The sequence below is a fragment of the Streptomyces sp. MI02-7b genome, from assembly GCF_033793585.1.
In the GTDB taxonomy this organism is placed as follows: Bacteria; Actinomycetota; Actinomycetes; order Streptomycetales; family Streptomycetaceae; genus Actinacidiphila.
This window is the reverse complement of the sequence record NZ_JARAWX010000017.1, coordinates 95,576-117,383: the sequence shown is the minus strand read 5'-3', so window position 1 is coordinate 117,383 and position 21,808 is coordinate 95,576. Positions and strand designations below refer to the sequence as shown.

Sequence of the window (21,808 nt, the reverse complement as noted above, 5' to 3'; positions counted from 1 at the left end):
CACCAAGTCGGAGCACGGAGGAAAAGCAAGGCTTCGAGCATGGCGCTCGGCACGCTCACCATCCGACCCTTCCGCCGCTATCTGCTCGGCCAGCTGACCTCCAACATCGGCACCTGGATGCAGCGCGCCGCCCAGGATCTACTGGTCCTGCACCTCACCGGAAACAGCGGCAGTGCGGTCGGTGTCGTGACCGCGCTGCAGTTCCTGCCCCAGACACTGTTCGGCCTGACCGGGGGCGTCCTCGCTGACCGGTTTCCCAAGCGCCGGCTGCTGCTGATCACGCAGACCGCCATGGCGGTGCAGTCCCTGCTGCTGGGGCTGTTGACCGTCACGGGGGCGGTGAACCTGTGGTCCGTTTATGCGCTGGCCCTGGCTCTCGGCACCGCCACCGCCGTGGACAGCCCCGCCCGAGGCGCCTTCGTCGCCGAACTGGTCGGCCGGGAGCGAGTGCCGGCCGCGGTCGGTTTGAACTCCGCCCAGTTCAATGTCGCCCGCATCCTCGGCCCCGCCACGGCTGGCCTGACCGTCGCCGCTATGGGCATTGGCCCGGTGTTCCTCATCAACGCCGTCTCCTACGTGGCGGTCCTGTACGGGCTGATCAGTGTTCCCGCCGGCGCCCCGCGCGAGCCCAGCGGGCCTCAGCGCGTTGGTCCATGCTTGACCGAGGTGCTCCGTCACATCACCGCCACGCCGGAACTGCTACTGCCGCTCACTCTCATCGCCGTCGTGGGCACCTTCGGGCTCAACTTTCAGGTGACCATCTCCCTCGTAGCTATCAAGGTCTTCCACTCCGGCGCCGCCGCCTTTGGCTGCCTCTCGGCCGCCTACGCCGCAGGCAGCCTGTTCGGCGCGGCGCTTGCGGCCCACGGCGGTCGGCCTCCCACCGTGCGGCGCCTGGTCACCGCGACCGCAGTCTTCGGAGTACTGGAAGCGGCGCTGGGCCTGATGCCTGGCTACGGCACATTCATGGCGCTGCTGATTCCCACCGGCTACGCCGCGGTCACCGTCACCACCACCGCCAACGCCGTGATGCAACTGCGTGCCGAGCCGCACCTACGCGGCCGCGTGCTGTCCGTGTACTTCCTCGTCCTCCTCGGCGGCACACCCATTGGCGCTCCCCTCGTCGGCCTGGTCTCCGACGCCTTCGGTGCCCGCTCCTGCCTGTTCCTCGGCGGCATCGTCTCGGCGGTCTCCGCGCTCGCTCTCTCGTCGTTGATCGCCGAGCGCAGCCGGCTGGATCGTACAAGTCAGGTTGCCGGACCGGTCGGCGCAGCACTCCCCGACACGCCTCCGGCCGGCGCATCCGGCAGCGCTCCCTCTACCGCAAAAGAGCGATTCACTCGATGAGCGTGCCCCTGAGCTGAGTTGCCGGGGCACGGCTCCGCTTGGCCCTGGCCACCCAGTCGAGGTAAGACGGGGGTGTCCGGCCGGCAGTTCCTGGGAGTGCCCCATTGCATCGGCGGCCTTCAGGCGCTGCAGGCCTGCGTGATCGACACGTGAGGCCAGCCTTCGGGCGGGAGTTTCGGTGGCATGGTTACCGTGAGCGATGTACCGATGATCGAGGCGTGGTTCTGGATGATCAAAATCGTGGCGACCATGCTGGGTGAGTCGGTATCGAACTTCGTTTCGATGGCGCAGCTGAGCCTCGGCTGCCTGACCGGGGCGAGGGCCGGCCGATTCCGTCCTGTGATCTGGTCAGCGATCCTGGGTTACGCCGGGACACGACGGCGCTGACCAGGCTCCTGGTCCTCGGGGGGACCTCGGGTGACTTCCGCACAGCATCCAGACGAACGATATGCGGCGGCCGGGCTCATTGTTGCGAGGACGGCCCACTGTGCCCACCGCCCAGTGCGGTTACATCTCAGGATGGGCGATGGTCCAGTCAACGACCCCATGACTGCCGCGGACCACCGTGTTGAACCGGCTGATTGTCAGCCGACTGGGATGATGTTGGCGCGGGCGAAATGGGTACCGGTGTTAGGCATGGCGCGGTCGCCGTCGACGGCCATGACGATGTGCAGGTACACGAAGCCGTTACGGGTATCGCACACGAGCAGGACACTGACCAGGGAGAATGGAGAAGTTTCGCCGGAGTAACCTAGGGTCAGAGTGTGGCTTTTATCGTGGTGTGCGAGGACGACGCGGCAGTCCGCGACGTGCTCAAGCGCGCACTCGAGCACGACGGCCACAGGGTCGCAGTCGCTTCGACGGCGGACAGCCTGCTGCGAAACCTTGATCCGGTCCCTCACCTGGTCGTCCTCGATCTAGGGCTCCCGGACGCTGACGGTCGCGATGTCTGCTTGGCGCTGCGAGCACGTGGCTTCGATGCCCCGGTGCTGATGCTCACCGCTCTGGATGGCATGCATCACAAGGTGGGCGGCTTCGAGGCGGGAGCCGACGACTACATGACGAAACCGTTCGACATCCCGGAGTTGCTGGTGAGGGTCCGCGCCCTGCTACGCAGAACAACCGCGACGACCCCACCGAAGGGCGTCGTTCTCGATCCGGCGAAACATGTCGTAAGCCACGGTTCGGCAAGCGAGAGCCTGACGCCGACCGAGTTTCGGTTGTTGGGCAGGCTTATCGCCTCACAGGGCGACGCTGTACGCCGCCACGCCCTCGTCGCTGCCGCCTGGCCGCATGGCGCGCAGGTCAGCGACAACACCCTCGACTCCTTCGTTCGCCGGCTCCGGACCAAACTCGGCGCGCTGGGCGTGGCCGATCGCCTAGCGACGGTCCGTGGGGTGGGCTATCGATGGGAGTGACGGGCTTTCGCGGGAGAGTCGTCGCGCTCGCAGTTCTGATCGCAACAGCGGTGGCCGCGGTGCTGGTGGTGGTCTCGCACGTCTTGCTGAGCCGGGTGACCGATGCTGACGCGAACGCTCTGGCGCATACGCGTGCAGAGGCAGTGGCGGCGAACGTAACCGTACGCGGTGGCCACGTCGTGCTGATCGAGAGCGGCAACGAAGCGCTGGACACGGTCTCGTGGGTGTATGCCGATGGGCACCTCATTGACGGGATCGTCCCTGGCAGCCTTCGTGGCCGCGTCGAGGCGCTTGCCGACTCCGGGCAGTCCCAGACCACCACGATCGGCAGATATCTGCTGTATGCCCAGCCGATCCGGCTCGAAGGCCACCGCGTCGTGGCGGTCGTGAGGGTGGATCTGACGCCGTACGAGACGTCAGAGCAGCGCAGCCTGGGGATGTCGCTCATCTTGGGTGGTATCACGATCCTGCTGGCAGGGGTCGTCGCGTACCTCGTGGTGGGTCGTGCGTTGCGGGTGGTTCACGAAATGGCCGCTCTTGCCGACGACTGGGGCGATCACGCACCCGGGCGCCGATTCAACCTCGGCGTTCCCCGCGATGAATTCGGGGAGCTCGGGCGAACGCTCGACCGCCTGCTTGACCGCATAGACAACGCGCTCGCCGACGAGCGCCGGCTCACCGAAGAGATCGCCCACGAGTTGCGGACGCCCTTGACAGCCCTGCGGGGCGAGGCACAGCTGGCGCAGCTCTCCGGTCACCATCTTGCACCCGAGTCTGTTCTGACCGAGGTCGACCGTCTGAACACGGCGATCACGACGATTCTGAGTGCCGCCCGCACACGGATCGACGGCGATACCCGCTGCGATCTCAGGGCGGCGGCACGACGGGCGATAGCCGGTCGCTCCATCGAACTCGCCATCCCGACCGACGTCGATGTCGCCGTGGCAACCGAACTCGTCGTGGCTGTGTTGTCACCCCTGCTGGAGAACGCCTTGCGCCATGCGAGCTCGCGCGTCTGGGTCACGGCGCGCATCCAGCCCCAGGGCGTCGTGGTCGACGTCCTCGACGACGGCCCGGGGTTCGACCCGGCGGAGGTCGACCGGGTCTTCGAAGCCGGCGTGACCAGCGGCAATGGGCACGGGTTGGGGCTGGCCGTGGTAAGGCGTCTCGCCGCGACCGCGGGAGTGGCAGTCCGTGCGATCGCGGATGGTCACGGGCGCGTCGAGGTGAACTTCCCCACACCGTAGGCGATCACGTAGTCAGGTTGTGTGCAGGTTGGCCGGGCCAACCTCGCCGTATGACAACGACAAGCGATGCCCGCACCCGCCGCAGCGGGCGGCTGATGCTGAACAAGGTTCCCGAGGTCACCATCTGGTTCTGGGTGATCAAGATCCTGTGCACGACCGTCGGTGAGAGTTTCGCCGACTGGATCAACATGAAGCTGGGCGTCGGCCTGGTGAACACGGCCTGGATCTTCACCGCGGTGTTCGTGGTGGTTCTGGGCGTCCAGCTGCGGCTGAAGCGGTACGTCCCGTTCCCGTACTGGCTGACCGTGGTCGTTGTCAGTGTCACGGGCACGCTGTACACCGACATCCTGACCGACCAGCTCAACGTGCCGCTGTGGATCAGCTCCGCCGTGTTCTCCGTCCTGCTAGCCGTTGTCTTCGGCGTGTGGTGGCTGCGCGAGCGGACCCTCTCGATCCACTCGGTCACGACACTGCCGCGTGAGTCGTTCTATTGGCTCGCCGTCCTCGTCACCTTCGCGCTCGGCACCGCAACCGGTGACTGGACCCTCGAGCTCACCGGCTGGAGCCCGGGAGTCTCGGTCCTGCTGCCGCTCGGCCTCATCGCGGCGATCACGCTGCTGTGGAAGTTCGGCGCGAACCCCGTGCTGTCCTTCTGGCTCGCCTACATCCTGACCCGCCCACTCGGTGCCAACATCGGCGACTGGCTCGGCTCGCCTAAGGTCGCTCAGCCGGGCGAGCCGACCGGCCTCGCTCTGGGCACCTTCACCACCAGCCTGATCTTCCTCGGCCTGATCCTGGCGACTGTCATCTACCTGACGGTGACGCGCTCCGACGTGACCGAAACCTACGAGGCCACGCACACCCCGCAGGTCACCGTCAACCTGCACAGGGAGCGCATCGCTCTGGCGGGCTTCGGTCTCCTCGCGGTCGCCACCGGGGGCCTGCTGGTCTGGGCGCACAGCCAGCCTCACGTCGGCCCGGCGCCGGAGACCGACGCCACCTCCACCGTTCACCTCGCCCCCGGACAGGCCGTGAAGAAGTTCCCGCCCGCGAAGGTCGCCGCACTGAAGGCATTTGCAGCGACCTCGCTCAAGGACGCACGGTCGGGGAACGCGACCGGGGCCCACGCAGCTGCCCAGTCGCTGCGGGATCTCTGGGATGCCGACCAGGCCTCGTTGCAGCCGCTGGACAACACCGGCTGGACGTTCATCGACGCCCAGATGGACCAGGTCCTGAAGACCTTCGGCATCGACCACCCGAACCCGCCGATGTCGCCGGCGCAACAGGAGGCCGAACTCAACACTCTCCTCACAGACATGCGCTGACAGACCTGATCGGCGCCGGGATCGCAGTCGCCGTCGGTGCGCTGCAACCCTCAGCGACGAGGCGCGGAGAGCGGTCACCAGCCTTGACGGGCCCTCCCCTCAAGGCCGGTATCGCGTTCCAGGAGCCGGGCGCCCAGGTCCCGTCAGTCTCCCAGCGCACGAACCGCTCATAGACGGTCTGCCTGGAGGTCTTCCAGCGCATGGAGCACGGCCGGAAGCACGGCAAGCCGCTGATGAGCGAGATCATCCTGGTCTCCAGCCACCGCCCCTGGGCGCCGATCCCGCGGACGGTGGGCTGGGACGAGCTCGGCGACGGCTCGGTCTTCAACGCCATCAACAAGGAGGGCAAGAACCCCGACGACGTCTGGAAGAGCGCGCACTCGGTGCGCCAGGAGTACGCCAAGTCCATCGCGTACACGGTGAGCAGCCTGGTGTCGTGGGTGGAGCGGTACGGCAACGACAACACCGTGCTGGTCTTCCTGGGCGACCACCAGCCGACCACCATGGTCAGCGGGAAGAACCCGAGCCACGACGTGCCGATCGCGATCGTCGCCCACGACAAGGACGTGCTCGACCGCATGTCGGGCTGGGGCTGGCAGGACGGCCTCCGGCCGCACCCGGACGCGCCGGTGTGGCGGATGGACACCTTCCGCAACCGCTTCCTGACCACGTACGGGCGAAGACCGCGCCGTAAGCGCGGCCTTCGCGGGACGGACCGGCGCGAACCGCGTCAGCCGCCGATGGCCCGGGTGAGCTGCTGGACGTTGTTCCAGCTGTTGTCGCCCGAGCCGCCGTGGGTGTTGTTGCTGTTCGGGGAGGCGATGGCGATGTCGGGGTTGCCGCTGTTGTTCGCGGGCCCGTTGATCGTGACGTTGAAGTTTCCGCTGTCCACCGGGCCGTTGGCGCAAAGCCGGGTGTGTGGCGTGCAGCGGGCGCGGATGTCGGTCGGCGCGGCAGCGAGCGCCGGCGCGGTCCCGCACAGCAGCAGGGTCCCCGCACCGGCGGTCATGAGGGCGTATCGCACGGCTCGTGTCATCGCAGACCTCTCGATCCTCACGCCCCCCGTGGGCGGAATCAGCACACATTGTCCGCCGGACCCCGCTGCCGGACCACTCGGCGCTCCCGGCTAGCGGCCCCGGCCGTCCTGTCCCCGGATGACCTGGGTGGAGTTGGCGCTGTCCACGGCGTCGCCGATCGCCACGGCACTCTCGCCCGGCAGGACACGGCCGAAGAACAGGGCGTCCTCTGCGAAGAACGGGCCAGCCATGACCGCGTAGAGCACGGGACGGACAGCCCGCTGAGCCATTCGGTGATGGCGTGTATTCGCCCTCCTCCACCCCGGCGATTCCCGGCCTCCGCGGCCGGATGCCGAGCAGGCGACGGCGACAGCACAACCTCTACAAGGTGTAGTAAATTTCAGAGAGGAGCCACCGAACCGACATCAGCGCGCCATGCGGACGTCGCCCCACGGTTGTGCGGCGGCCCGTTCACGGCACCGCCATGCCGACCGCAAGAAAGGGTTTTCCCCTCATGCCTCATGTGCGCCGATGGCCATACGTGGCCGTCCTGGTGTTCCTGGCCACGATCGCGCTCGGGCTAGTCGCCGCCCACACCTCGCTGATCCAGCCGCACGAGCTGGCCGCGGACCGGGCGATCCAGACCGACACCCGCACCGGGTGGCTCAACACGGTGATGCTGGGGGTCAGTGATGTTGCCTCGCCGGTGAGCGGGCTGGCCATCCTGGCCCTGTGGTGCGGCTGGCTGCTGCTCGTCCGGCACCGGCCGGTCCAGGCGGTCTCCACCTTCCTGGTGGTCGCGGTCGGCTGGAACGCCTCCGAGATCGGCAAGTTGATCGTCGCCCGCAACCGGCCCCCTGCCCTCTACTCCCTGGATCCCGAGATCGGCTCGAACAGCTTCCCCAGCGGCCATGTCGCCTTCATCGTCTCAGCGGCCGCCGCCGCCTACTTCCTGGCCCGCGGCACCCGCTGGCAGCGCCCGGCCGGCCTCGCGGGCTTCGCGGTCGTGGCCCTGGTGGCCTTCTCCCGCCTCTACATCGGCGCGCACTACCCCACCGACGTGCTCGGTTCCGTACTCATCAGCGGCGCGGCGATCGTCTGCCTGACCGGGGTGTGGCACGCCTGGCTGCTGCCCCGCCTGCACCTGGTCCCCTACCTCGCGCGCTTCGGCCCCGTGTCGGGCTCCGCCGTCGCGGCGGACGGCGAGCGCCGCCCCGAGCCCGCCGGCTGACCGCCGGCCGCCCGATGAGCGGGCGTGCCGTGCGGGTACATCGCGCCCGCGAACATCGCGTCGGTGTCGACTGTGGCCTCGGCCAGGCTGCCGCAGCACAGCACCAGCAGCAGGGCACCCGCGATCAGCGGGAGCGGGCGAAGCCGCCGGGGCGGGGCGAGCAGGGCGCGGACCCGGCGCGGCACCGGGCCGCCGTCCGCGGCCAGGGCTCCCGGGTGGCGGCGGGCGCGGGAGGTGGCCAGCGCCGCGCGCGCGACGGCGCGTGCGACCACCGTGCGGTCGCCCGTCGTGGCCGCGGCCTCCTCGTCCGCCCAGCGTTCCAGGACGAAGGCGCCGGAGGCCGCGAGGGGACGCAGCAGCGGGTTCACGGCGGCCGCGAGCCGCCAGGCGATCTGGAAGGCGTGATGGCGGTGGCGCAGGTGGGCGTGTTCGTGGGCCAGCAGGGCCTGCCGTTCCGCGTCGTCCAGCGCGCACAGCATGCCGCGGGAGACCACGATCCGGCCCGGGGCGCCGGGCAGCGCGTACGCCTGCGGCCGCGGGTCGTCCAGGACGGCGAGCTCACCGCCGGGCAGCCGCGCACAGTCGCGCCGTGCCACTAGCAGCGCCCGCAGCTGCCTGCGCGCGGCAACCCCCAGCGCGACGGCACTCCCGGCCAGGGCCATCCCGCCGACCACGGCCACCACCAGCCGCACCGGGTTCTCGGCCTGCAGCACGGTGACCGACCAGGGCCCCTGTTCGGCGACTTCGGGTATCTGCCCGACCCCGGTGAACGCCAGCAACGCCAGCGCCCCCGCCCAGCCCCCGGCCGTCACCAGCGCCGCGCAGGTCAGCGCCCAGGCTGCCGGGCGGGGCGGGAGCCGGGGCGCTGCCCACGGGGCGAGCAGCGCGAGCAGCGCGCTGACCACGAAAGGGACGTACACGCTGACCCGCACCGGTCACGGCTCCTTGTCTTCGCCGTGTTCGCCGAGCAGCCGCTGCAGCAGCCGCTCGTCGTCCGCCGACAGCTCCTCGACGAACCGGGAGAGCACCGCCTCGCGGTCCGAGCCGTGATCCAGCAGCGAGCGCATCTGCTCGGCGGTGTGAGTGGCCTCGTCCCGCACCGGCGTGAAGGCGTAGCCGCGGCCCGCCTTCTGCCGGGTCACCAGGCCCTTGTCCAGTAGGCGGGACAGGATCGTCAGCACCGTGGTGTACGCCAGGTCGCCGGGCAGCCGCTCGTTGGCCTGGGCCGCCGTCAGCGGTCCGTCCGCTGCCCACAGCGTCGCCAGCACGTGACTCTCCAACTCGCCGGGCGCCCGCCGGCGGCCGTCGGTTCCGCCTCGGTCTACGTCGCGCATACCGTCACACGCCTTCCTCGCCCCAGTCCGATACACCGTCGGCACCAGGTCCGGTGGCCGCTCCCAATGGCCGCCAAATCTACTACGCCTTGTAAAAGATTGGCCGTGTCGAACACTCGGCGAATTACTACACGACGTAGAAACTCATCTACTACACGCTGTAGAGTCTCGGATCACGCCCCGCGCCGCCCGAGCGCATCGGTGCGCTCGTCGACGTCTATGGAGGCTGATCGCTCGTGTCGTCCCCCAACAGTGCGGTCCCTCCGGCGTACCCCGGCAGTCCCATGGACCTGGCTGCGGACGAAATCGGCCTCCCCGGGCCCCGCCGGCCGAGCCCCGGCGGGCGGATCGTGATCGTCTCCGCGAGCGTCGGGGCCGGGCACGACGGTGCCGCCGGCGAACTCGCTGCCCGGCTCGGCGCGTCCGGCTACGCGGTGGACCGGCTCGACTTCCTCGACCTGCTCCCGGCCCGGCTCGGCAAGGCGGTCAGCGACGGCTACCACCGGATGCTGACCTACGCCCCCGGTCTCTACCAGCGGATTTACGCCGCCACCGAGCGCGCCGGAGGCAGCGGCCCGGGGGCGCGAGCCCTGCTGCGCAGCGCGGAAAGGCGGACACTGCGGGCGCTGCCGCCGGACACCCGGGCGGTGGTGTCGACGTACCCCGGCGCGAGCCAGGTTCTCGGGGCGCTGCGCCGCAGCGGCCGCCTGACAGTCCCGGCGATCACGTACCTCACCGACTTCTCCGTCCACCCGCTGTGGGTGGCGCCGGGCATCGACCTCCACCTGGCCGCCCACGAGATACCCGCCGAACAGGCCCGGGCCTGCGGCGCCACCCGCGCCCTGGCGTCCGGCCCGGTCGTGAACGCCCGCTTCTCCCCGGTCGGCGACGTCCAGCGGCGGCTGGCCCGCATCCGCTTCGGCCTGCCGCCCACGGCGCCGCTCGCGCTGCTGGTCGCCGGTTCGTGGGGGGTCGGCCCGGTGCAGCAGGTGGCCACCGAGATCCGCGACTGCGGCGTGGCGGTGCCGGTCGTGGTCTGCGGCCGCAACGAAGCCCTGGCCGGGCGGCTGCGCGCGTCCGGCATCGAGCACGCGTACGGCTGGGTGGAGGACATGCCCGGCCTGATGCACGCGGCCGACGTCCTCGTCCAGAACGCCGGCGGCCTCACCTCCCTGGAAGCCTTCGCCGCCGGCCTGCCGGTGGCAAGCTACGGCTGCATACCCGGCCACGGCCAGACCAACTCCGCCGCCCTGCACGACGCGGGCCTCGCCACCTGGATACGCGACCCGGCCGACCTCAAGCAAATCCTGACCGACCTGCTCGACGGCCCTCTCGGTGAGCGGCAACGCGCCGCGGGCCTCGCCCTGTTCGCCGCCGACCCGGACTCCGGCCCGGTGTTTGCCATCCTCCGCGCGTGCGGCGCGGGCACCGCCCCGGCTCCCGTACGCCCACCCGGCCGCCGCAACCGCCGGGGCCCGCGCCACCTCGCCACCACCGCCGTCCTGGCCACCGCCCTGTGGGGCACCGCCGTCGGCACCGGCATCGCCGCCACCCACAGCTGCGTCCCCGTACTCCAGGCCATCGGCCTGGACCACGTCACCCCCGCGTTCCCACCGAACGGGCACCGCCACTCCCGGGCGGACGGAGACCGCTGATGCCGACCGCCCGCACGGCTCGTCGCCTCGCCTGTGCCGCTCTGCCCGTAGTCGCCGTCGCGTACGCCGCCCCCGTCGTCTCCACCTTCGGGCCGCTGCGCAACCGCCTCATGCCACGCCTGGCCGGACGAGGCCGCACCGACCACGTGGCCCTGACCTTCGACGACGGCCCCGACCCGCTGTCCACGCCCTTCTTCCTGCGTCTCCTGGACGAACGGGGGATCCGGGCCACCTTCTTCCTCCTCGGCTCCGCCGCCAGCCGCGACCCGGGCCTGGTGCGGGAGATGGCTGCCGCCGGGCACGAGATCGCCGTCCACGGCTGGGCGCACCGGCCGCTGCTGCTGCGCGGCCCGCGTGCCACGCACGACGATCTCGCCCGCGCCCGCGACACCGTCGCCGACATCACCGGCCGGCCGCCCCGGCTCTTCCGGCCCCCGTATGGGGTGATGACCACTGCCGCCCACCTGTCCGCCCGCAGCCTCGGCCTCACCCCGATGCTGTGGACCTGCTGGGGCGAGGACTGGCGGGCGCGGGCCACACCCGACAGCGTGCACCGCACCGTCGCCGCCGACTTGGACGGCGGCAGCACGATCCTCCTCCACGACTCCGACTGCACCTCGGCACCAGGCTCCTGGCGCAACACCCTCGGCGCCCTGCCCCGCCTCCTGGACACCTGCGAGCAACACGGCCTGCGCGTCGGGCCGCTGCGCGACCACGGCCTACCGCTTATGTAGCCGACAGCCGAGCCACGACTGGCCAACCGACAGGGCTCGCGCCCTGGCGGCCTGCTCGGCACGGTCCCCTCGCGCCGTGGTGGGCGAGAGGAAGAAGACCGCGGCCGGGCACGCCTCCGTTGGGGTGGCCAACGAACGCCCCGCGCGCGCCGTCGGGACTCACCGCCCCGCGGTGAGCTTCAGTGAAGGGGTGAGCACCGGTACCGCCGTCGATGCCAGTGCGCGGCGCATGGCCCCGCCAGGCCGTCACGTCACAATCCAGGGGGCCCAAAACCACTCACCGCCCCCGAGACCCCCGCAGTGAGTACGGCCAGCGGACGGTGAGCAGCGTCGCCGACTACTCACCGGCACAAGCCAGTCGCGTAGTTGGCGGGCGGCCGGTGGCGGCTGGGTTCCGCCCGGCGCCTGCAGACGCAGGCTGTTCGGGGCCGGGCGTGGCATCTGCGGGCTCGTTCGTACCAGCTGCGATGGCGGCAGCGGCCGCAGTGGGTCACGGTGAGGGAAAGCCGAGGGCCACCGTCGTCTGAGATCGCTATCCAAGGAGCCCGGGCATGTCCGAACGCCATACCGTCTTGCGGAGCCTGCACGATGTGGGACTGGCCGCATGGCACGGCGGCTCCCTGATGGGCGCGGTCGGCCTGAACGGCGCTGCCCGGGCCGAAGGCGGCAACGAGCGAGGAAACGCCCGGATCGCCGCCTCCGGCTGGGAGAAGTGGGCACCGGTCAACGCCGCCGCGATCGGCTGCCACCTGGTCGGCGCCGGCGGCCTGCTCGCGGTGAACGCCCACCGCGTCGCCGTCCAGCAGGGCGTGGCGACCTCCACCCTGGTCAAGACCGTGCTCACCGGGGCCGCTCTGGCCGCCACCGCATACAGCGGCGTGCTTGGCAGAAAGATCCGGCTCGCGTCCTCCGACCGGCCAGAAGACGTGCAGAAGGCGGAGAGCACCCCGTCGACCTGACCACCGCGCAGCGTCATCTGGCGTGCCTGCAATGGCTGGTGCCGGCGCTGACCGACGCCCTGGTCATCGTCAACGCCCTGCACGGAGAACAACAGCGCCCCGCCCAGCAGGTACACGGCATGTGGCAACGCGCCCGCTCCCTCGCCCAGCACACCCCCTCACTGCCCACCCACATGCCCGCCGCCGCCAGCGGGTATCTGGCGCACTGACCCACACAACACGACGCCTACGACCGCGGCCCCACGGGCCGCGCCTTCAAGGCCGACTCCGGCCTGTCCACGCGTAGTAGCCGGTCTGCGGGGCAGACGCGATGTCAGGAGGTTGACGACATGGTTCCTTTGCTGCTTGTCCTGCTACTCGCCCTGGTCCTGTTCGGCGCGGGGTTCGCACTCAAGGCGCTGTGGTGGATCGCCATCATCGTGCTGGTGGTGTGGGCCCTTGGCTTCGTCTTCCGGGCCGCCGAAGGCGGCGGACGCCGCCGCTGGTACCGATGGTGAACTGACACAACCCAAGACCAAGGGTGGGGTTCGTGCCGCCGATCAGGCCGCGAACCTCACCCTTCGCAGTTCCCCACCCCGTTCGGGGTAGACGCAACCCAGGCGGCTCGCCGGCATCGCGTCCGGACCAGCGCGAACCTCCCCGGCGAGCCGCCGCCCTCCGTGTACAGCCCGAAGGCACGCCATCGAGCGCCCAGATCGAGGTGGTATCCGCCCCGCAGCGGGTACCCCGGCAGTGTTCCGAGCAAAGAGATTCGGCCCCCGTCGCGCGATGGGGCGGGGGCCGACTCATGGTGGAGAGCTCCGCCTGGAGGGTGAACAGAGCCCTCAACTACCGACACAGTGATTCCGATCATGGAGACGCGCACGCCGGGCGCCCCCCGATGGGGTGAGAACACCCGCACCGAGGATCTCCCATACGCCGCAACACAAGGGGAAGCCGACATCGGCCGCGTCCCGCTGCACGAACCAGGCGAGCAGCTCTCACGGCCCTCCGGCAAGCCATGGCCAGTACGACAGGTCGGGGCCCTAGGGTGTGCGGTGTCCGCCCCTGGCCGGGATGCGGTGGCAACGGCCGCCGCTGGGCCCCCGGCCGGGCGGACGACCCGGCCGAGCTACGAACGTGCCAAGGCGCCTGCCCCCCGTGTTTTCTGCTACTGCCGGGGGAGTTGGGTGGCGGTGTCGAGGTAGAAGGCGTCGATGCTCTGCACGGCGCGTTCGAAGTCGTCGAGGTTGACGGGCTTGGTGACGTAGGCGTTGGCGTGCTGCTGGTAGGCGCCGGTGACGTCGTCGGGGGCCGAGGAGGTGGTCAGGACCACCACCGGGATCGTCCGCAGGTCCTCGTCGTTCTTGATGACGGCCAGCAGCTCGCGGCCGTTCATACGGGGCATGTTGAGGTCCAGCACGATCAGGTGCGGCCGCGGGTTGGCCGCGTCGCGCAGGTACTCCAGGGCTGCGACGCCGTCCTGGACCTGGGTGAGGTTGCGGGTGCCGCACGCGGTGAGGGCGTCCTCGATGAGCATGGCGTCAGCGGCGTCGTCCTCCACCAGCAGCACGTCGTAGGGGCGAGCGGGGGCGATCATCATCGGGAGCTCCGGGGGGTGCCTGAAGGGCGTGGGGGGTGGGGTCTTGGCGGGTGGGGTCTTGGCTGATCAGTCCTGGCCATCGGCGGCGGGCGCCCTGCCGGGTCATGTTCGACGCCCTGCCGATCTGCGGGTAACCGGCACCGGCATCGGCCGCCTGGTGAGCGGCGGCCTCCTCCAGGCGCTCGATGGCCTGCCGGAGATGGACCAGCATGTGCAGGTGGGCCAGGGCCTCGGCCTGGGCGGGCGAGTTCTCGCCCCCGGGCAGGCGCTGGAAGGCACGACCGACGAGGTCACCGACGAGGTCGTCGACCGCGCCGGCGGTGAGCGCTGCGATCTCCTCCTCGCTCATCCGCAGGGAGAAGTGGATGCCAGGCATGCGCCCACTGTAGGCGCCCACCCCTGTGGGTGACAACAACGGTTGTCGATGCTGGGATACAGTGTCCCCGGCCGCACGCACGTGCGGCCGCGAACACACCGGGAGCGTCGTGATGCCGGCAGAGAAGGGCGCCGCCCGGCGTGCAGGGATATTCGCGGGCTGGACGACGCGGCGCTGGCTGCTGGTCGGCGTGAGCGCGGCGCTCGTCGTGCTGATGGTGCTCGGGGGGCTCGGGCTGTGGGCGATGAACCGTGCCACCTCGATCACCAGGGATCTGGTCGACACCCGCTCTCCGTCCCTGACCAACTCGATACGTCTGGAGACCGCGCTGGTCAACCAGGAGACCGGCATCCGTGGCTACGGCCTGACCGGGCAGAAGGAGTTCCTCCAGCCCTACCGGCAGGGCCTGGCCGATCAGAAGACGGCCGTGAGCCGCCTGCACGAGCTCCTGGCCCACAACCCCCAGGGCCGGGCGGACCTGCGAGAGGTCCTGACCCACTCGCAGGACTGGCAGCGACGCATCGCCGACCCGATCGCGACCGCCCCGGCCGGCGCCCCGGTGCCGGTGGCCAGCGACCGCGCCACCGAGGGCAAAGCGGCATTCGACCGGCTGCGCGCGGCGATGACCGCGCAGCAGGACCATCTGCGCGAGGACCGCACCTCGGCAGTGCGCGATCTCACCCGGGCCGAGCACCTGCGGGACCGGGTGCTCATCGCGATCGCGGTGGTGATCGTGCTCCTGGCCGTGCTGATCTTCGAAGGGTTGCGCCGCGGCATCACCGGCCCGCTCTCGCGGCTCGGCGCCGATGCCCGTACCGTCGCCCGCGGCGACTTCGCCCGCCCCATCACCGCCACCGGCCCGGCCGACCTACGCCACTTGGGTACGGATCTGGAATCCATGCGCCGACGACTGGCCGATGAGATCGCATCCAGCGAGCAGGCCCGGCATCAATTGGATGAGCAGGCCGCCGACCTGAAGCGCTCCAACGTCGAACTGGAGCAGTTCGCCCACGTGGCCTCCCACGACCTGCAGGAACCGCTGCGGAAAGTCGCCAGTTTCACCCAGCTCCTCCAGCGCCGCTACGCCGGCCAGATCGACGACCGAGCCGATCAGTACATCGCCTTCGCCGCCGACGGCGCCACCCGCATGCAGACCCTCATCAACGACCTGCTGGCCTTCTCCCGGATCGGCCGCCTGCACAGCGAGCACCAGCCCACCGATCTCGACACGATCGTCGACCAGGCACTGGACAACCTCAGCGTGTCCATCGAAGAATCCGGCGCCACCATCACCCGCGATCCACTGCCCGAACTCACCGCAGACCCCACACAACTGGGCATGCTCTGGCAGAACCTGATCTCCAACGCCGTCAAATTCCGCCACCCCGACCGCACCCCCGCAATCCACCTCGGAGCCACACCCGAGAGCGACCAGTGGCGCTTCACCGTCACCGACAACGGCATCGGCATCGACCCGGAATTCGCCGACCACATCTTCGTGATCTTCCACCGCCTCCACACCAAGGACAGCCACCCCGGCAGCGGCATCGGCCTGGCCCTGTGCAAGAAGATCGTCGAGTTCCACGGCGGCACCATCACCCTCGACCCCACCCACACCCCCGGCACCAGCATCACCTTCACCCTCCCCACCATCCCACCCACCGGCAACCCGACCAACACCACCAAGCACATCTGAATCCGCGGACACAGCCCCTCAGGCGAGCCCAGCAGCCCAACTCGCGCGGGCTGGCTGCACCCGGTGTGCACCCATTGGAGTGGCCGTCAGTCGCCGCGACGCCGCGCCGCACCATCGCGCGCTCGGCAGTCGGCTTCAGTGAGGAATGCGCACCGGTGTCATCGTCGCTTGCCGGTTCGCTCCGCAGGACCCCGCCAGGCCGTCACAACCCAGGCGGGGTCCTACGCACTCAGCACCCCGGCTCGTGCGATGAGTGCAGCCGGCAGGGCGGTGAGGACGGCTTTCCTCGCCGCCACCGGACGCCACCTGGCTGCCGCCGGCCCGCCTGCCGGGCTCGCCTTCCTGTTTGCGGGGGTGAGTGGAGGCCTCTACTGCCGGCACTGGGTTGATCCTGACCCTGGAAGCGCGCACGCACGCCGGGCACCGCCGATGATGTGTGGAGCGGCCCCGCCCTGAGGGGGCTCTGGTTCCGCTGGGCGGGACCGCACCCCACCAAGATGCGGTCAACCCCGACGGCGAGCCACGGGCGGCGACGGAGCCCCTGCCGCTACCCGGCAACAGGGGCTCTGTCATGGCTGGCGACCGGAGGGGGCCCAGCGCGCCTGCCGCTCCCCCACCCTGCCCAGCCTCGCCGGATGGCGCCCGTCACCGCCACCTCTCGGGTGACGGCGTCCGGCGCAGCCCTGTGCGGAGACGGGTACGCCTTCCACCCGTCGATCCGCTCGGACTGGGCGACCTTCCAGGACCTCGCGACCCGGGGCCTGGCCGCCGGCCCGGTCGCGGGCATGGCGGACCTGGAAGCCGCGCTCGCTCTGGTCCGAGGCCGGCCGTTCGACGGGCAGGAGTATCCGTGGGCGGTGTCAGTGCAGCAGGAGATGCTGTCCCGCATCGTCGACGTCGTGCACACCCTCGCGACCTGGCACACCGCCGGTGACACGCCGGACTGGGACGCGGCTCGGGCCGCGGTGCTGCGGGGCCTGGACATCGATGAGACCGCCGAGGTCCTCTACCGCGACTGGATGGCCATCGAGCAGGCCTCCGGGAATCACGCAGGGGCCCGCAAGGCGGTCGCCCGTGTCACCGAGGTGACCCGCGCCTACGACATCTCCATGGACACGCGCACCGAGCACGCCGTGGCCGCGGTGCTGCAGGAAACCGGGGACCTGGCAGCCGCACCCGGCGGCGCCTGACCACCACCGAAACGGGTGCCGGCCGCGACGGGGGGACACGGCCGGCACCCGCTGCAGAGCAGCGTAACGCCGACACGGGAGAGGTAAAGCATGGTCGCTGCCCTACGACTTGAAGTCACCGGTGCGGTCCAGGGATTCGAACTGCCCGAGGACTACACGAGGCAACGCCGGGTGCTGCGTTCCCTGCTGGGTGGCGCCGTCGACGGCGCGGTCTACCACCGGCGCGCCCTCCTCCACGTCCACGGCCACGGCGCCCTTAGCGTGGGCCGCGACCTCAACGCCGCGGCGTGGGCGCTCGCCAGCACCTGGCGCGGCGCCGAGCTGCCGTGCGGGCTGTATGGGACAGCGGTCGTGACCGGCCCCAACCTCGGCAACGGCGGATGCGATGACCTCGACGACGACCTCGCAGGACAAGTCCAGTCCGTGTGCGAAGCCACGTCCCGGGTGCTTACTGAGTGGGTGGACTGCCCGCCGGAGGGAGAAGCCCAAGCGCGGGCGCAACTCCTGGGCGCCACCGTCATCGGCCGCGCCGCAGCAGGCCGGGGTTCGATTCCTCGTCCGATCAGACAGTGACAAGACTGCCATGATCGACATAGCGTGTGCCCACCTGCACGAGAGAGGGGGGAACATCATGAGCGACACCTCTTGGGCCGCCGGTGACAGTACCTGGGGCTTCGACCTGGGCTGGTAGCCAGCACCGACGAAGGGGCTCCCGCCGCCACATGCTGGCGGCGGGAGCCCCTTCGGCTTCACGGGGGACGTCAGGCGACGTGTCCCCGCTGCCTGCAGCGGGCCGCCCACCGGCCCGGTGATGCGTAGCGGGCTCCGGCCGGCGGGCGGTCGGTTTTCGGCGCTGGTGCTGGGATGGGCTGCTGGTTGTCTGTGGGCTGGCAGCGCGGGCACAGTTCGTGGTGGCCGAGGTCGGTGACGATGGTTCCCCATCCGCGGCAGTGTTCGCAGTCGCGGGCCAAGGCGGTGTTGGCGCGGGGAGCGGGGCGTGCCCCGTTTGTCATGGGGTGCTTCCTCCGATGCGTCTCTTTTATGACCTTTGGGTCATTTGTAAGTGACCGGCACCACACCCGCCAAATACGTGTTCGACGGCTCTACGCGTCGCTCAGCATCTGGTCGGCCGCGAATGCAGCGCGGCGGCGCGGGAAGTCTTCCACGAACGGCGCCAACTTACCCGGGGTGTAGACGGCGTTGTACTGGCCGACAATGCCCCGCTCGGCGAGCAGCTTCGCGAGCAGGAACTCGTCGGGGGCGACGCCCTGGTCCTCCAGGTGCTCGTTCCACACGGCGTAGATCCGGAACACCGGCAGGTAGCGGCGCAGCGTGGAGGGGCTGACCGGGGCGCCGCCGCGGCCGGTCAGCCCGAGCGTGGCCAGGTGAGCCGACAGCACCTTGTCGGTCAGCTTGTCGTCGGTGATGGTCAGACCCTGCGCGCGTCGGTATGCGTCCCAGACCCGGTAGTAGCGGTCGACCATCGTCAGCTGCCGCCCTGCCCCCTCGGCAACAAGCGGCTCCTGGGGAGTGGCGGTGACAGCCGGGGGCTCTGGCGCAGGTTCCGGTTCGGGCTCCGGGACTGCCTCGGGAACGGCGACCGTGACGGTGACCCGACGGGAAGGGCTTTCAGACGCGGCCGCGGTCAGCGCCGGCGCGGCCGACTCGGGATCCCCTTCGGCACGGTCCGGCAGAGGCCGGACCACTGTGTCGTCGGCTTCAGCCCCGGGCCCGGGCAGCGGGACGGGGCCGGGTGTCTCCACGGTCGGGCGCTGCAGTACAGGGGGCAGTTCGATGCTGGCGGCCACCAGGCCTGCGGGGCCGGTCTCGGTCAGAGGGATGCCGAAGCGGGCGAACCGCAGCGGCATCAGCGACTCCACCGGGGCCTTGCGGCGCCAGGCGCGGCCGAACCGGGCACGCAGCCGGGCCTGGTAGATGAGACGTTCGCGCTCGAGGTGGATGACCTCGTCGTAGGAACGGAGCTCCCACAGCTTCATCCGGCGCCACAGGCGGAAGGTCGGCAGCGGCGCCAGCAGCCAGCGCGCGAGGCGGACCGACTCCATGTGCTTGTCGGCGGTGATGTCGGCGACCCGGCCGATCGCGTGCCGGGCCGCCTCCACCGACACCACGAACAGGATCGGGATGATGCCGTGCATCCCGACGCCGAGCGGGTCGGGCCAGGCCGCCGCACCGTTGAACGCGATGGTGGCCGCCGTGAGCAGCCACGCGGTCTGGCGCAGCAGCGGGAACGGGATCCGCAGCCAGGACAGCAGCAGGTCCAGCGCCAGCAGGACCACGATCCCCGCGTCGACACCGATCGGGAAGACGTTCGCGAACCAGCCGAATCCCTTGGCGAGCGCGAGCTCGCGCACCGCCGCGTACGAGCCCGCGAAGCCGATCGCCGCGATGACCACCGCGCCGATCACGACCACACCGATCAAGATCCGCTGGGCACGCCCCAGCTGCTCGGTGTCCTGTGCTGCCCCCTCCACGACCGGCGGCCCCTCCTGAATCTGCTGTCACACGCTGTAGCCAAGGCCAACACTCTCACGGCAGGCGGGCCCGTGGCACCCCTATGGCCCGCGGTGAATCGCGCCCGCGTTCGATCACGTTCGCAAGACGTCGCGACTATTTGCGGACAGCGAGAGAAAGGAACTCGGCTTTTCGTCATTTTGGAGAGCGCGGCTCCTTTCGTGAGCTAGGGTTCCAAGAAGACGTTCAAGAAGCACGCGGCTTACCGTGGGTGCGCTCCTTGGATGCGGCGTTCAGGCTTCCTGGACTCCGCATCCTAGGGGCGGACAACCCGGTCCGTCCCTTTACGAAGGGAGCTTCATGAACGGCTGGCGCGAGATCCTTCGGAAGTTGCTGCGTCGGCTGCGGCGGTGGTCGTGGCGCGGTGACGTGGCACTGTCCGTGCAGGTGATCGCTGCTGCGGCGCAGGTCATGGCCGCGAAGGGCCGTTGATCCCGGCCTGGTCTTAGCAGGCCGGGATCAACGGTAGGGGGCTCGTGACTCTCTCGGGAGTGGCGGGCCCCCGTCCGTGTAGGGAGGCATCCCGGGGTGGCGGTCCCCGAGTGCGCATCTGCGCACTCCCTTGTCGCTGACTCTACCCCGGTACGAGGGTAGATATCTCGCGTCTTCGAGCATTGTGTCCGACCAATCCGCGAACCTTCTTCGGCGACCAATCCGCGAACCTTCAGCCGCGAATTCACTCCGACCTGGCAATTCAGCGTGGTGTGGAAGTGTCACACGTGATTGCTCACCGCGAATTCGGACCGGGGAATGATTCACCACTTGAGTTTCGCAGCCTTCTTTGCAGGCTTCCTACGCTGCAGGAGCGCAGCATTGTTGGCGGGGAGCATTGTGGGGCCGGGGCGGCCGTTGAGCGGCTCAGGGCAGATATGCGCTGGTCAGGGCGTCGACCAGTACGCGCACGTGCAGCAGGGTGTCGTCGGTGGCGGCTGCGGGCGTCTGGCTGAGGGCCTGGACGGCCAGGTTGAGCACGCCGCCGAGCCGGCCGTCGGCGACGGCCGATGGGGCGCCTCGGAGCGCGGCGCGGAGGGAGTGCTCGCTCCAGTGGGTGCGAGCCAGACCGTTGGCGAGGCCGAGTTCGTGGGCGGTGGGGAGCCAGGTCCGGGTTTGGTAGTCCTGCATCAGGCCGCAGGCAGTCCGGTCCAGTGCGCCTGTATCAGGGGTGGTCAGCATGGATGGTGTAACGAGCGGCGTGCTGGTCTGGCGTCGGCGCCTGGCCGGGGGAGCTCTGGACCCGGTTGGGCGCAGTGGGGCTGCACACGAGGCGACGCCCCTGTTCGATGGTCGGCAGTGGCTCGGCGCGGCCCCCGACGCGCCGAGCCACTCGCTTGGGTCGGGGCGGTTGATCTGCATGGGCATTCCATCCGAGCAGGTCAGCCGGGTACGGTGACCGAACCGGTCAAGATCGCCTCAGGGGGAGGAATCGCCATGACGGGTGGCATCGCTTCGGGTCCCGGGAGACCCGCCGGGGAGACTGTCGAGCTCGATGGCTTGACCTCCCGGCAGGCACACATTGTCGAGGTCATCTTGGCCTCGGTGTCCCGGCGCGGGTATCCGCCCTCGATGCGTGAGATCGGTGCGGCCGTTGGGCTGACCAGCACTTCGTCGGTCGCTCACCAGGTGGGCGCGCTGCAGCGCAAGGGCGTGCTGGAACAGGATCCGCAGCGGGCCCGGACCTATCGCGTGCGTGCATCGTGGCTGCGGGGACGATCCACGGCAGCCGTCTCGCACGGGCCGGTCGACCAGCTCGACATGGGCGAGTGGGAGCGGCCGGAGATAGCGAGGCCGGCGTTCGTGCCGGTTGTGGGCAGGATCGCAGCAGGCGTGCCGATCCTGGCCGAGGAGGTCGTCTCGGATGTCTTCCCACTGCCCCGCTCGCTGGTGGGCGAGGGCGACCTGTTCGCCCTGGAGGTGTCGGGCGATTCCATGACCGGTGCTGCGATCTGCGATGGCGACTGGGTGACTGTCCGGCGCCAGCAGTCCGCCGACAACGGATCTATCGTGGCTGCGATGATCGACGGAGAGGCGACCGTCAAGCGCCTACGGCAGCAGAACGGGCGGATGTGGCTGCTCCCGGAGAACCCCAGCTACGCGCCGATCGAAGGCGACCGGGCCGCCATCCTCGGCAAGGTCGTGGCGGTGATCCGCTCGCTGTGACCGGGTCAA

The 21,808-nt window shown here is 70.1% G+C and carries 22 protein-coding genes and 1 pseudogene; 17 read left to right on the top strand and 6 right to left on the bottom strand.

Annotated features, from left to right (window positions below):
* The first annotated feature begins 39 nt into the window (after positions 1–39).
* The 6 genes from PV364_RS26450 to PV364_RS26425 all read left to right on the top strand — a co-directional run bounded on the left by PV364_RS26450 (position 40) and on the right by PV364_RS26425 (position 6,467).
* Positions 40–1,347 carry an MFS transporter gene (locus PV364_RS26450; RefSeq protein WP_319662817.1) on the top strand — a complete coding sequence of 436 codons (1,308 nt, stop codon included), beginning with the start codon at positions 40–42 and terminating at the stop codon, positions 1,345–1,347.
* A gap of 192 nt (positions 1,348–1,539) precedes the next feature.
* Positions 1,540–1,734, top strand: a complete 195-nt coding sequence (locus PV364_RS26445) for a hypothetical protein (protein WP_319662816.1) — start codon at positions 1,540–1,542, stop codon at positions 1,732–1,734.
* Between the two features lie 377 nt (positions 1,735–2,111).
* Positions 2,112–2,765 carry a response regulator transcription factor gene (locus PV364_RS26440; protein ID WP_319662815.1) on the top strand — a complete coding sequence of 218 codons (654 nt, stop codon included), beginning with the start codon at positions 2,112–2,114 and terminating at the stop codon, positions 2,763–2,765.
* Positions 2,766–2,815: 50 nt separating this feature from the next.
* Entirely contained in the window at positions 2,816–4,012 is a 1,197-nt protein-coding gene (locus PV364_RS26435) for a HAMP domain-containing sensor histidine kinase (RefSeq protein WP_319662814.1), read from the top strand.
* A 50-nt stretch (positions 4,013–4,062) separates the two neighbouring features.
* Positions 4,063–5,337, top strand: coding sequence for a hypothetical protein (locus PV364_RS26430; protein ID WP_319662813.1), 1,275 nt, complete (start codon positions 4,063–4,065; stop codon positions 5,335–5,337).
* A 200-nt stretch (positions 5,338–5,537) separates the two neighbouring features.
* On the top strand, positions 5,538–6,467 hold the full coding sequence (locus tag PV364_RS26425; protein ID WP_319662812.1) for a hypothetical protein: 930 nt from the start codon (positions 5,538–5,540) through the stop codon (positions 6,465–6,467).
* Here PV364_RS26425 and PV364_RS26420 read toward each other — a convergent pair.
* A complete protein-coding gene (locus PV364_RS26420) occupies positions 6,464–6,643 on the bottom strand; it encodes a hypothetical protein (RefSeq protein ID WP_319662811.1) in 180 nt (59 codons plus the stop codon). The two genes, PV364_RS26425 and PV364_RS26420, sit on opposite strands and share 4 nt — an antisense overlap.
* 224 nt (positions 6,644–6,867) lie before the next feature.
* Between PV364_RS26420 and PV364_RS26415 the strand changes: the two genes are divergently transcribed.
* Entirely contained in the window at positions 6,868–7,584 is a 717-nt protein-coding gene (locus tag PV364_RS26415; RefSeq protein ID WP_319662810.1) for a phosphatase PAP2 family protein, read from the top strand.
* Here the strand turns inward: PV364_RS26415 and PV364_RS26410 are convergent.
* A complete protein-coding gene (locus PV364_RS26410) occupies positions 7,506–8,516 on the bottom strand; it encodes a M48 family metalloprotease (protein WP_319662809.1) in 1,011 nt (336 codons plus the stop codon). The two genes, PV364_RS26415 and PV364_RS26410, sit on opposite strands and share 79 nt — an antisense overlap.
* 3 nt (positions 8,517–8,519) lie before the next feature.
* Positions 8,520–8,918 (bottom strand): BlaI/MecI/CopY family transcriptional regulator, encoded by a 399-nt coding sequence (locus PV364_RS26405; protein ID WP_319662808.1) that lies wholly within the window; start codon positions 8,916–8,918, stop codon positions 8,520–8,522.
* A 284-nt stretch (positions 8,919–9,202) separates the two neighbouring features.
* Between PV364_RS26405 and PV364_RS26400 the strand changes: the two genes are divergently transcribed.
* The 4 genes and pseudogenes from PV364_RS26400 (at position 9,203) to PV364_RS26385 (ending at position 12,763) form a co-directional block, all read left to right on the top strand.
* The gene (locus tag PV364_RS26400; protein WP_319662807.1) at positions 9,203–10,573 is read left to right on the top strand and encodes an MGDG synthase family glycosyltransferase; all 1,371 of its coding nucleotides are present in this window, start codon (positions 9,203–9,205) and stop codon (positions 10,571–10,573) included.
* Complete coding sequence (locus tag PV364_RS26395; RefSeq protein WP_319662806.1) at positions 10,573–11,307, top strand: polysaccharide deacetylase family protein; 735 nt, start codon at positions 10,573–10,575, stop codon at positions 11,305–11,307. Before PV364_RS26400 ends, PV364_RS26395 begins: the two co-directional genes overlap by 1 nt.
* Before the next feature lie 551 nt (positions 11,308–11,858).
* Positions 11,859–12,475 (top strand): annotated as a pseudogene (locus PV364_RS26390) (hypothetical protein).
* 120 nt (positions 12,476–12,595) lie between these two features.
* Positions 12,596–12,763, top strand: coding sequence for a hydrophobic protein (locus tag PV364_RS26385; protein WP_319660878.1), 168 nt, complete (start codon positions 12,596–12,598; stop codon positions 12,761–12,763).
* Positions 12,764–13,416: 653 nt separating this feature from the next.
* On the opposite strand, the gene PV364_RS26380 is transcribed toward PV364_RS26385, so the two are convergent.
* On the bottom strand, positions 13,417–13,848 hold the full coding sequence (locus PV364_RS26380; protein ID WP_319662805.1) for a response regulator: 432 nt from the start codon (positions 13,846–13,848) through the stop codon (positions 13,417–13,419).
* A gap of 58 nt (positions 13,849–13,906) precedes the next feature.
* On the opposite strand from PV364_RS26380, the gene PV364_RS26375 reads away from it, so the two are divergent.
* The 4 genes from PV364_RS26375 to PV364_RS26360 all read left to right on the top strand — a co-directional run bounded on the left by PV364_RS26375 (position 13,907) and on the right by PV364_RS26360 (position 17,683).
* Positions 13,907–14,257 (top strand): hypothetical protein, encoded by a 351-nt coding sequence (locus tag PV364_RS26375; protein WP_319662804.1) that lies wholly within the window; start codon positions 13,907–13,909, stop codon positions 14,255–14,257.
* Between the two features lie 79 nt (positions 14,258–14,336).
* Positions 14,337–15,920: a sensor histidine kinase gene (locus tag PV364_RS26370; protein WP_319662803.1), complete on the top strand. Its 1,584-nt coding sequence runs from the start codon at positions 14,337–14,339 to the stop codon at positions 15,918–15,920.
* A gap of 635 nt (positions 15,921–16,555) precedes the next feature.
* Positions 16,556–17,110, top strand: coding sequence for a bacterial transcriptional activator domain-containing protein (locus tag PV364_RS26365; protein WP_319662802.1), 555 nt, complete (start codon positions 16,556–16,558; stop codon positions 17,108–17,110).
* Between the two features lie 90 nt (positions 17,111–17,200).
* Complete coding sequence (locus PV364_RS26360; RefSeq protein ID WP_319662801.1) at positions 17,201–17,683, top strand: hypothetical protein; 483 nt, start codon at positions 17,201–17,203, stop codon at positions 17,681–17,683.
* Between the two features lie 530 nt (positions 17,684–18,213).
* Here the strand turns inward: PV364_RS26360 and PV364_RS26355 are convergent.
* The gene (locus tag PV364_RS26355; protein WP_319662800.1) at positions 18,214–19,602 is read right to left on the bottom strand and encodes a DUF2637 domain-containing protein; all 1,389 of its coding nucleotides are present in this window, start codon (positions 19,600–19,602) and stop codon (positions 18,214–18,216) included.
* Between the two features lie 340 nt (positions 19,603–19,942).
* Here PV364_RS26355 and PV364_RS26350 point away from each other — a divergent pair, with 340 nt between their 5' ends.
* Positions 19,943–20,074, top strand: coding sequence for a hypothetical protein (locus tag PV364_RS26350; RefSeq protein WP_319662799.1), 132 nt, complete (start codon positions 19,943–19,945; stop codon positions 20,072–20,074).
* Between the two features lie 426 nt (positions 20,075–20,500).
* On the opposite strand, the gene PV364_RS26345 is transcribed toward PV364_RS26350, so the two are convergent.
* Positions 20,501–20,764 carry a hypothetical protein gene (locus PV364_RS26345; protein ID WP_319662798.1) on the bottom strand — a complete coding sequence of 88 codons (264 nt, stop codon included), beginning with the start codon at positions 20,762–20,764 and terminating at the stop codon, positions 20,501–20,503.
* A gap of 306 nt (positions 20,765–21,070) precedes the next feature.
* Between PV364_RS26345 and lexA the strand changes: the two genes are divergently transcribed.
* On the top strand, positions 21,071–21,799 hold the full coding sequence (gene lexA / locus PV364_RS26340) for a transcriptional repressor LexA (protein ID WP_319662899.1): 729 nt from the start codon (positions 21,071–21,073) through the stop codon (positions 21,797–21,799).
* Positions 21,800–21,808: the final 9 nt, after the last annotated feature.

Bases quoted from the DNA above. Each gene is read 5' to 3' on its own strand.
- PV364_RS26415 (WP_319662810.1), top strand. From the start codon at position 6,868: ATGCCTCATGTGCGCCGATGGCCATACGTGGCCGTCCTGGTGTTCCTG.
- PV364_RS26350 (WP_319662799.1), top strand. From the start codon at position 19,943: ATGAACGGCTGGCGCGAGATCCTTCGGAAGTTGCTGCGTCGGCTGCGG.
- PV364_RS26405 (WP_319662808.1), bottom strand. From the start codon at position 8,918: ATGCGCGACGTAGACCGAGGCGGAACCGACGGCCGCCGGCGGGCGCCC.
- PV364_RS26370 (WP_319662803.1), top strand. From the start codon at position 14,337: ATGCCGGCAGAGAAGGGCGCCGCCCGGCGTGCAGGGATATTCGCGGGC.
- PV364_RS26420 (WP_319662811.1), bottom strand. From the start codon at position 6,643: ATGGCTCAGCGGGCTGTCCGTCCCGTGCTCTACGCGGTCATGGCTGGC.
- lexA (WP_319662899.1), top strand. From the start codon at position 21,071: ATGACGGGTGGCATCGCTTCGGGTCCCGGGAGACCCGCCGGGGAGACT.
- PV364_RS26430 (WP_319662813.1), top strand. From the start codon at position 4,063: ATGACAACGACAAGCGATGCCCGCACCCGCCGCAGCGGGCGGCTGATG.
- PV364_RS26380 (WP_319662805.1), bottom strand. From the start codon at position 13,848: ATGATGATCGCCCCCGCTCGCCCCTACGACGTGCTGCTGGTGGAGGAC.
- PV364_RS26395 (WP_319662806.1), top strand. From the start codon at position 10,573: ATGCCGACCGCCCGCACGGCTCGTCGCCTCGCCTGTGCCGCTCTGCCC.
- PV364_RS26400 (WP_319662807.1), top strand. From the start codon at position 9,203: ATGGACCTGGCTGCGGACGAAATCGGCCTCCCCGGGCCCCGCCGGCCG.
- PV364_RS26450 (WP_319662817.1), top strand. From the start codon at position 40: ATGGCGCTCGGCACGCTCACCATCCGACCCTTCCGCCGCTATCTGCTC.
- PV364_RS26345 (WP_319662798.1), bottom strand. From the start codon at position 20,764: ATGCAGGACTACCAAACCCGGACCTGGCTCCCCACCGCCCACGAACTC.
- PV364_RS26425 (WP_319662812.1), top strand. From the start codon at position 5,538: ATGGAGCACGGCCGGAAGCACGGCAAGCCGCTGATGAGCGAGATCATC.
- PV364_RS26360 (WP_319662801.1), top strand. From the start codon at position 17,201: ATGGTCGCTGCCCTACGACTTGAAGTCACCGGTGCGGTCCAGGGATTC.
- PV364_RS26365 (WP_319662802.1), top strand. From the start codon at position 16,556: ATGGCGCCCGTCACCGCCACCTCTCGGGTGACGGCGTCCGGCGCAGCC.
- PV364_RS26385 (WP_319660878.1), top strand. From the start codon at position 12,596: ATGGTTCCTTTGCTGCTTGTCCTGCTACTCGCCCTGGTCCTGTTCGGC.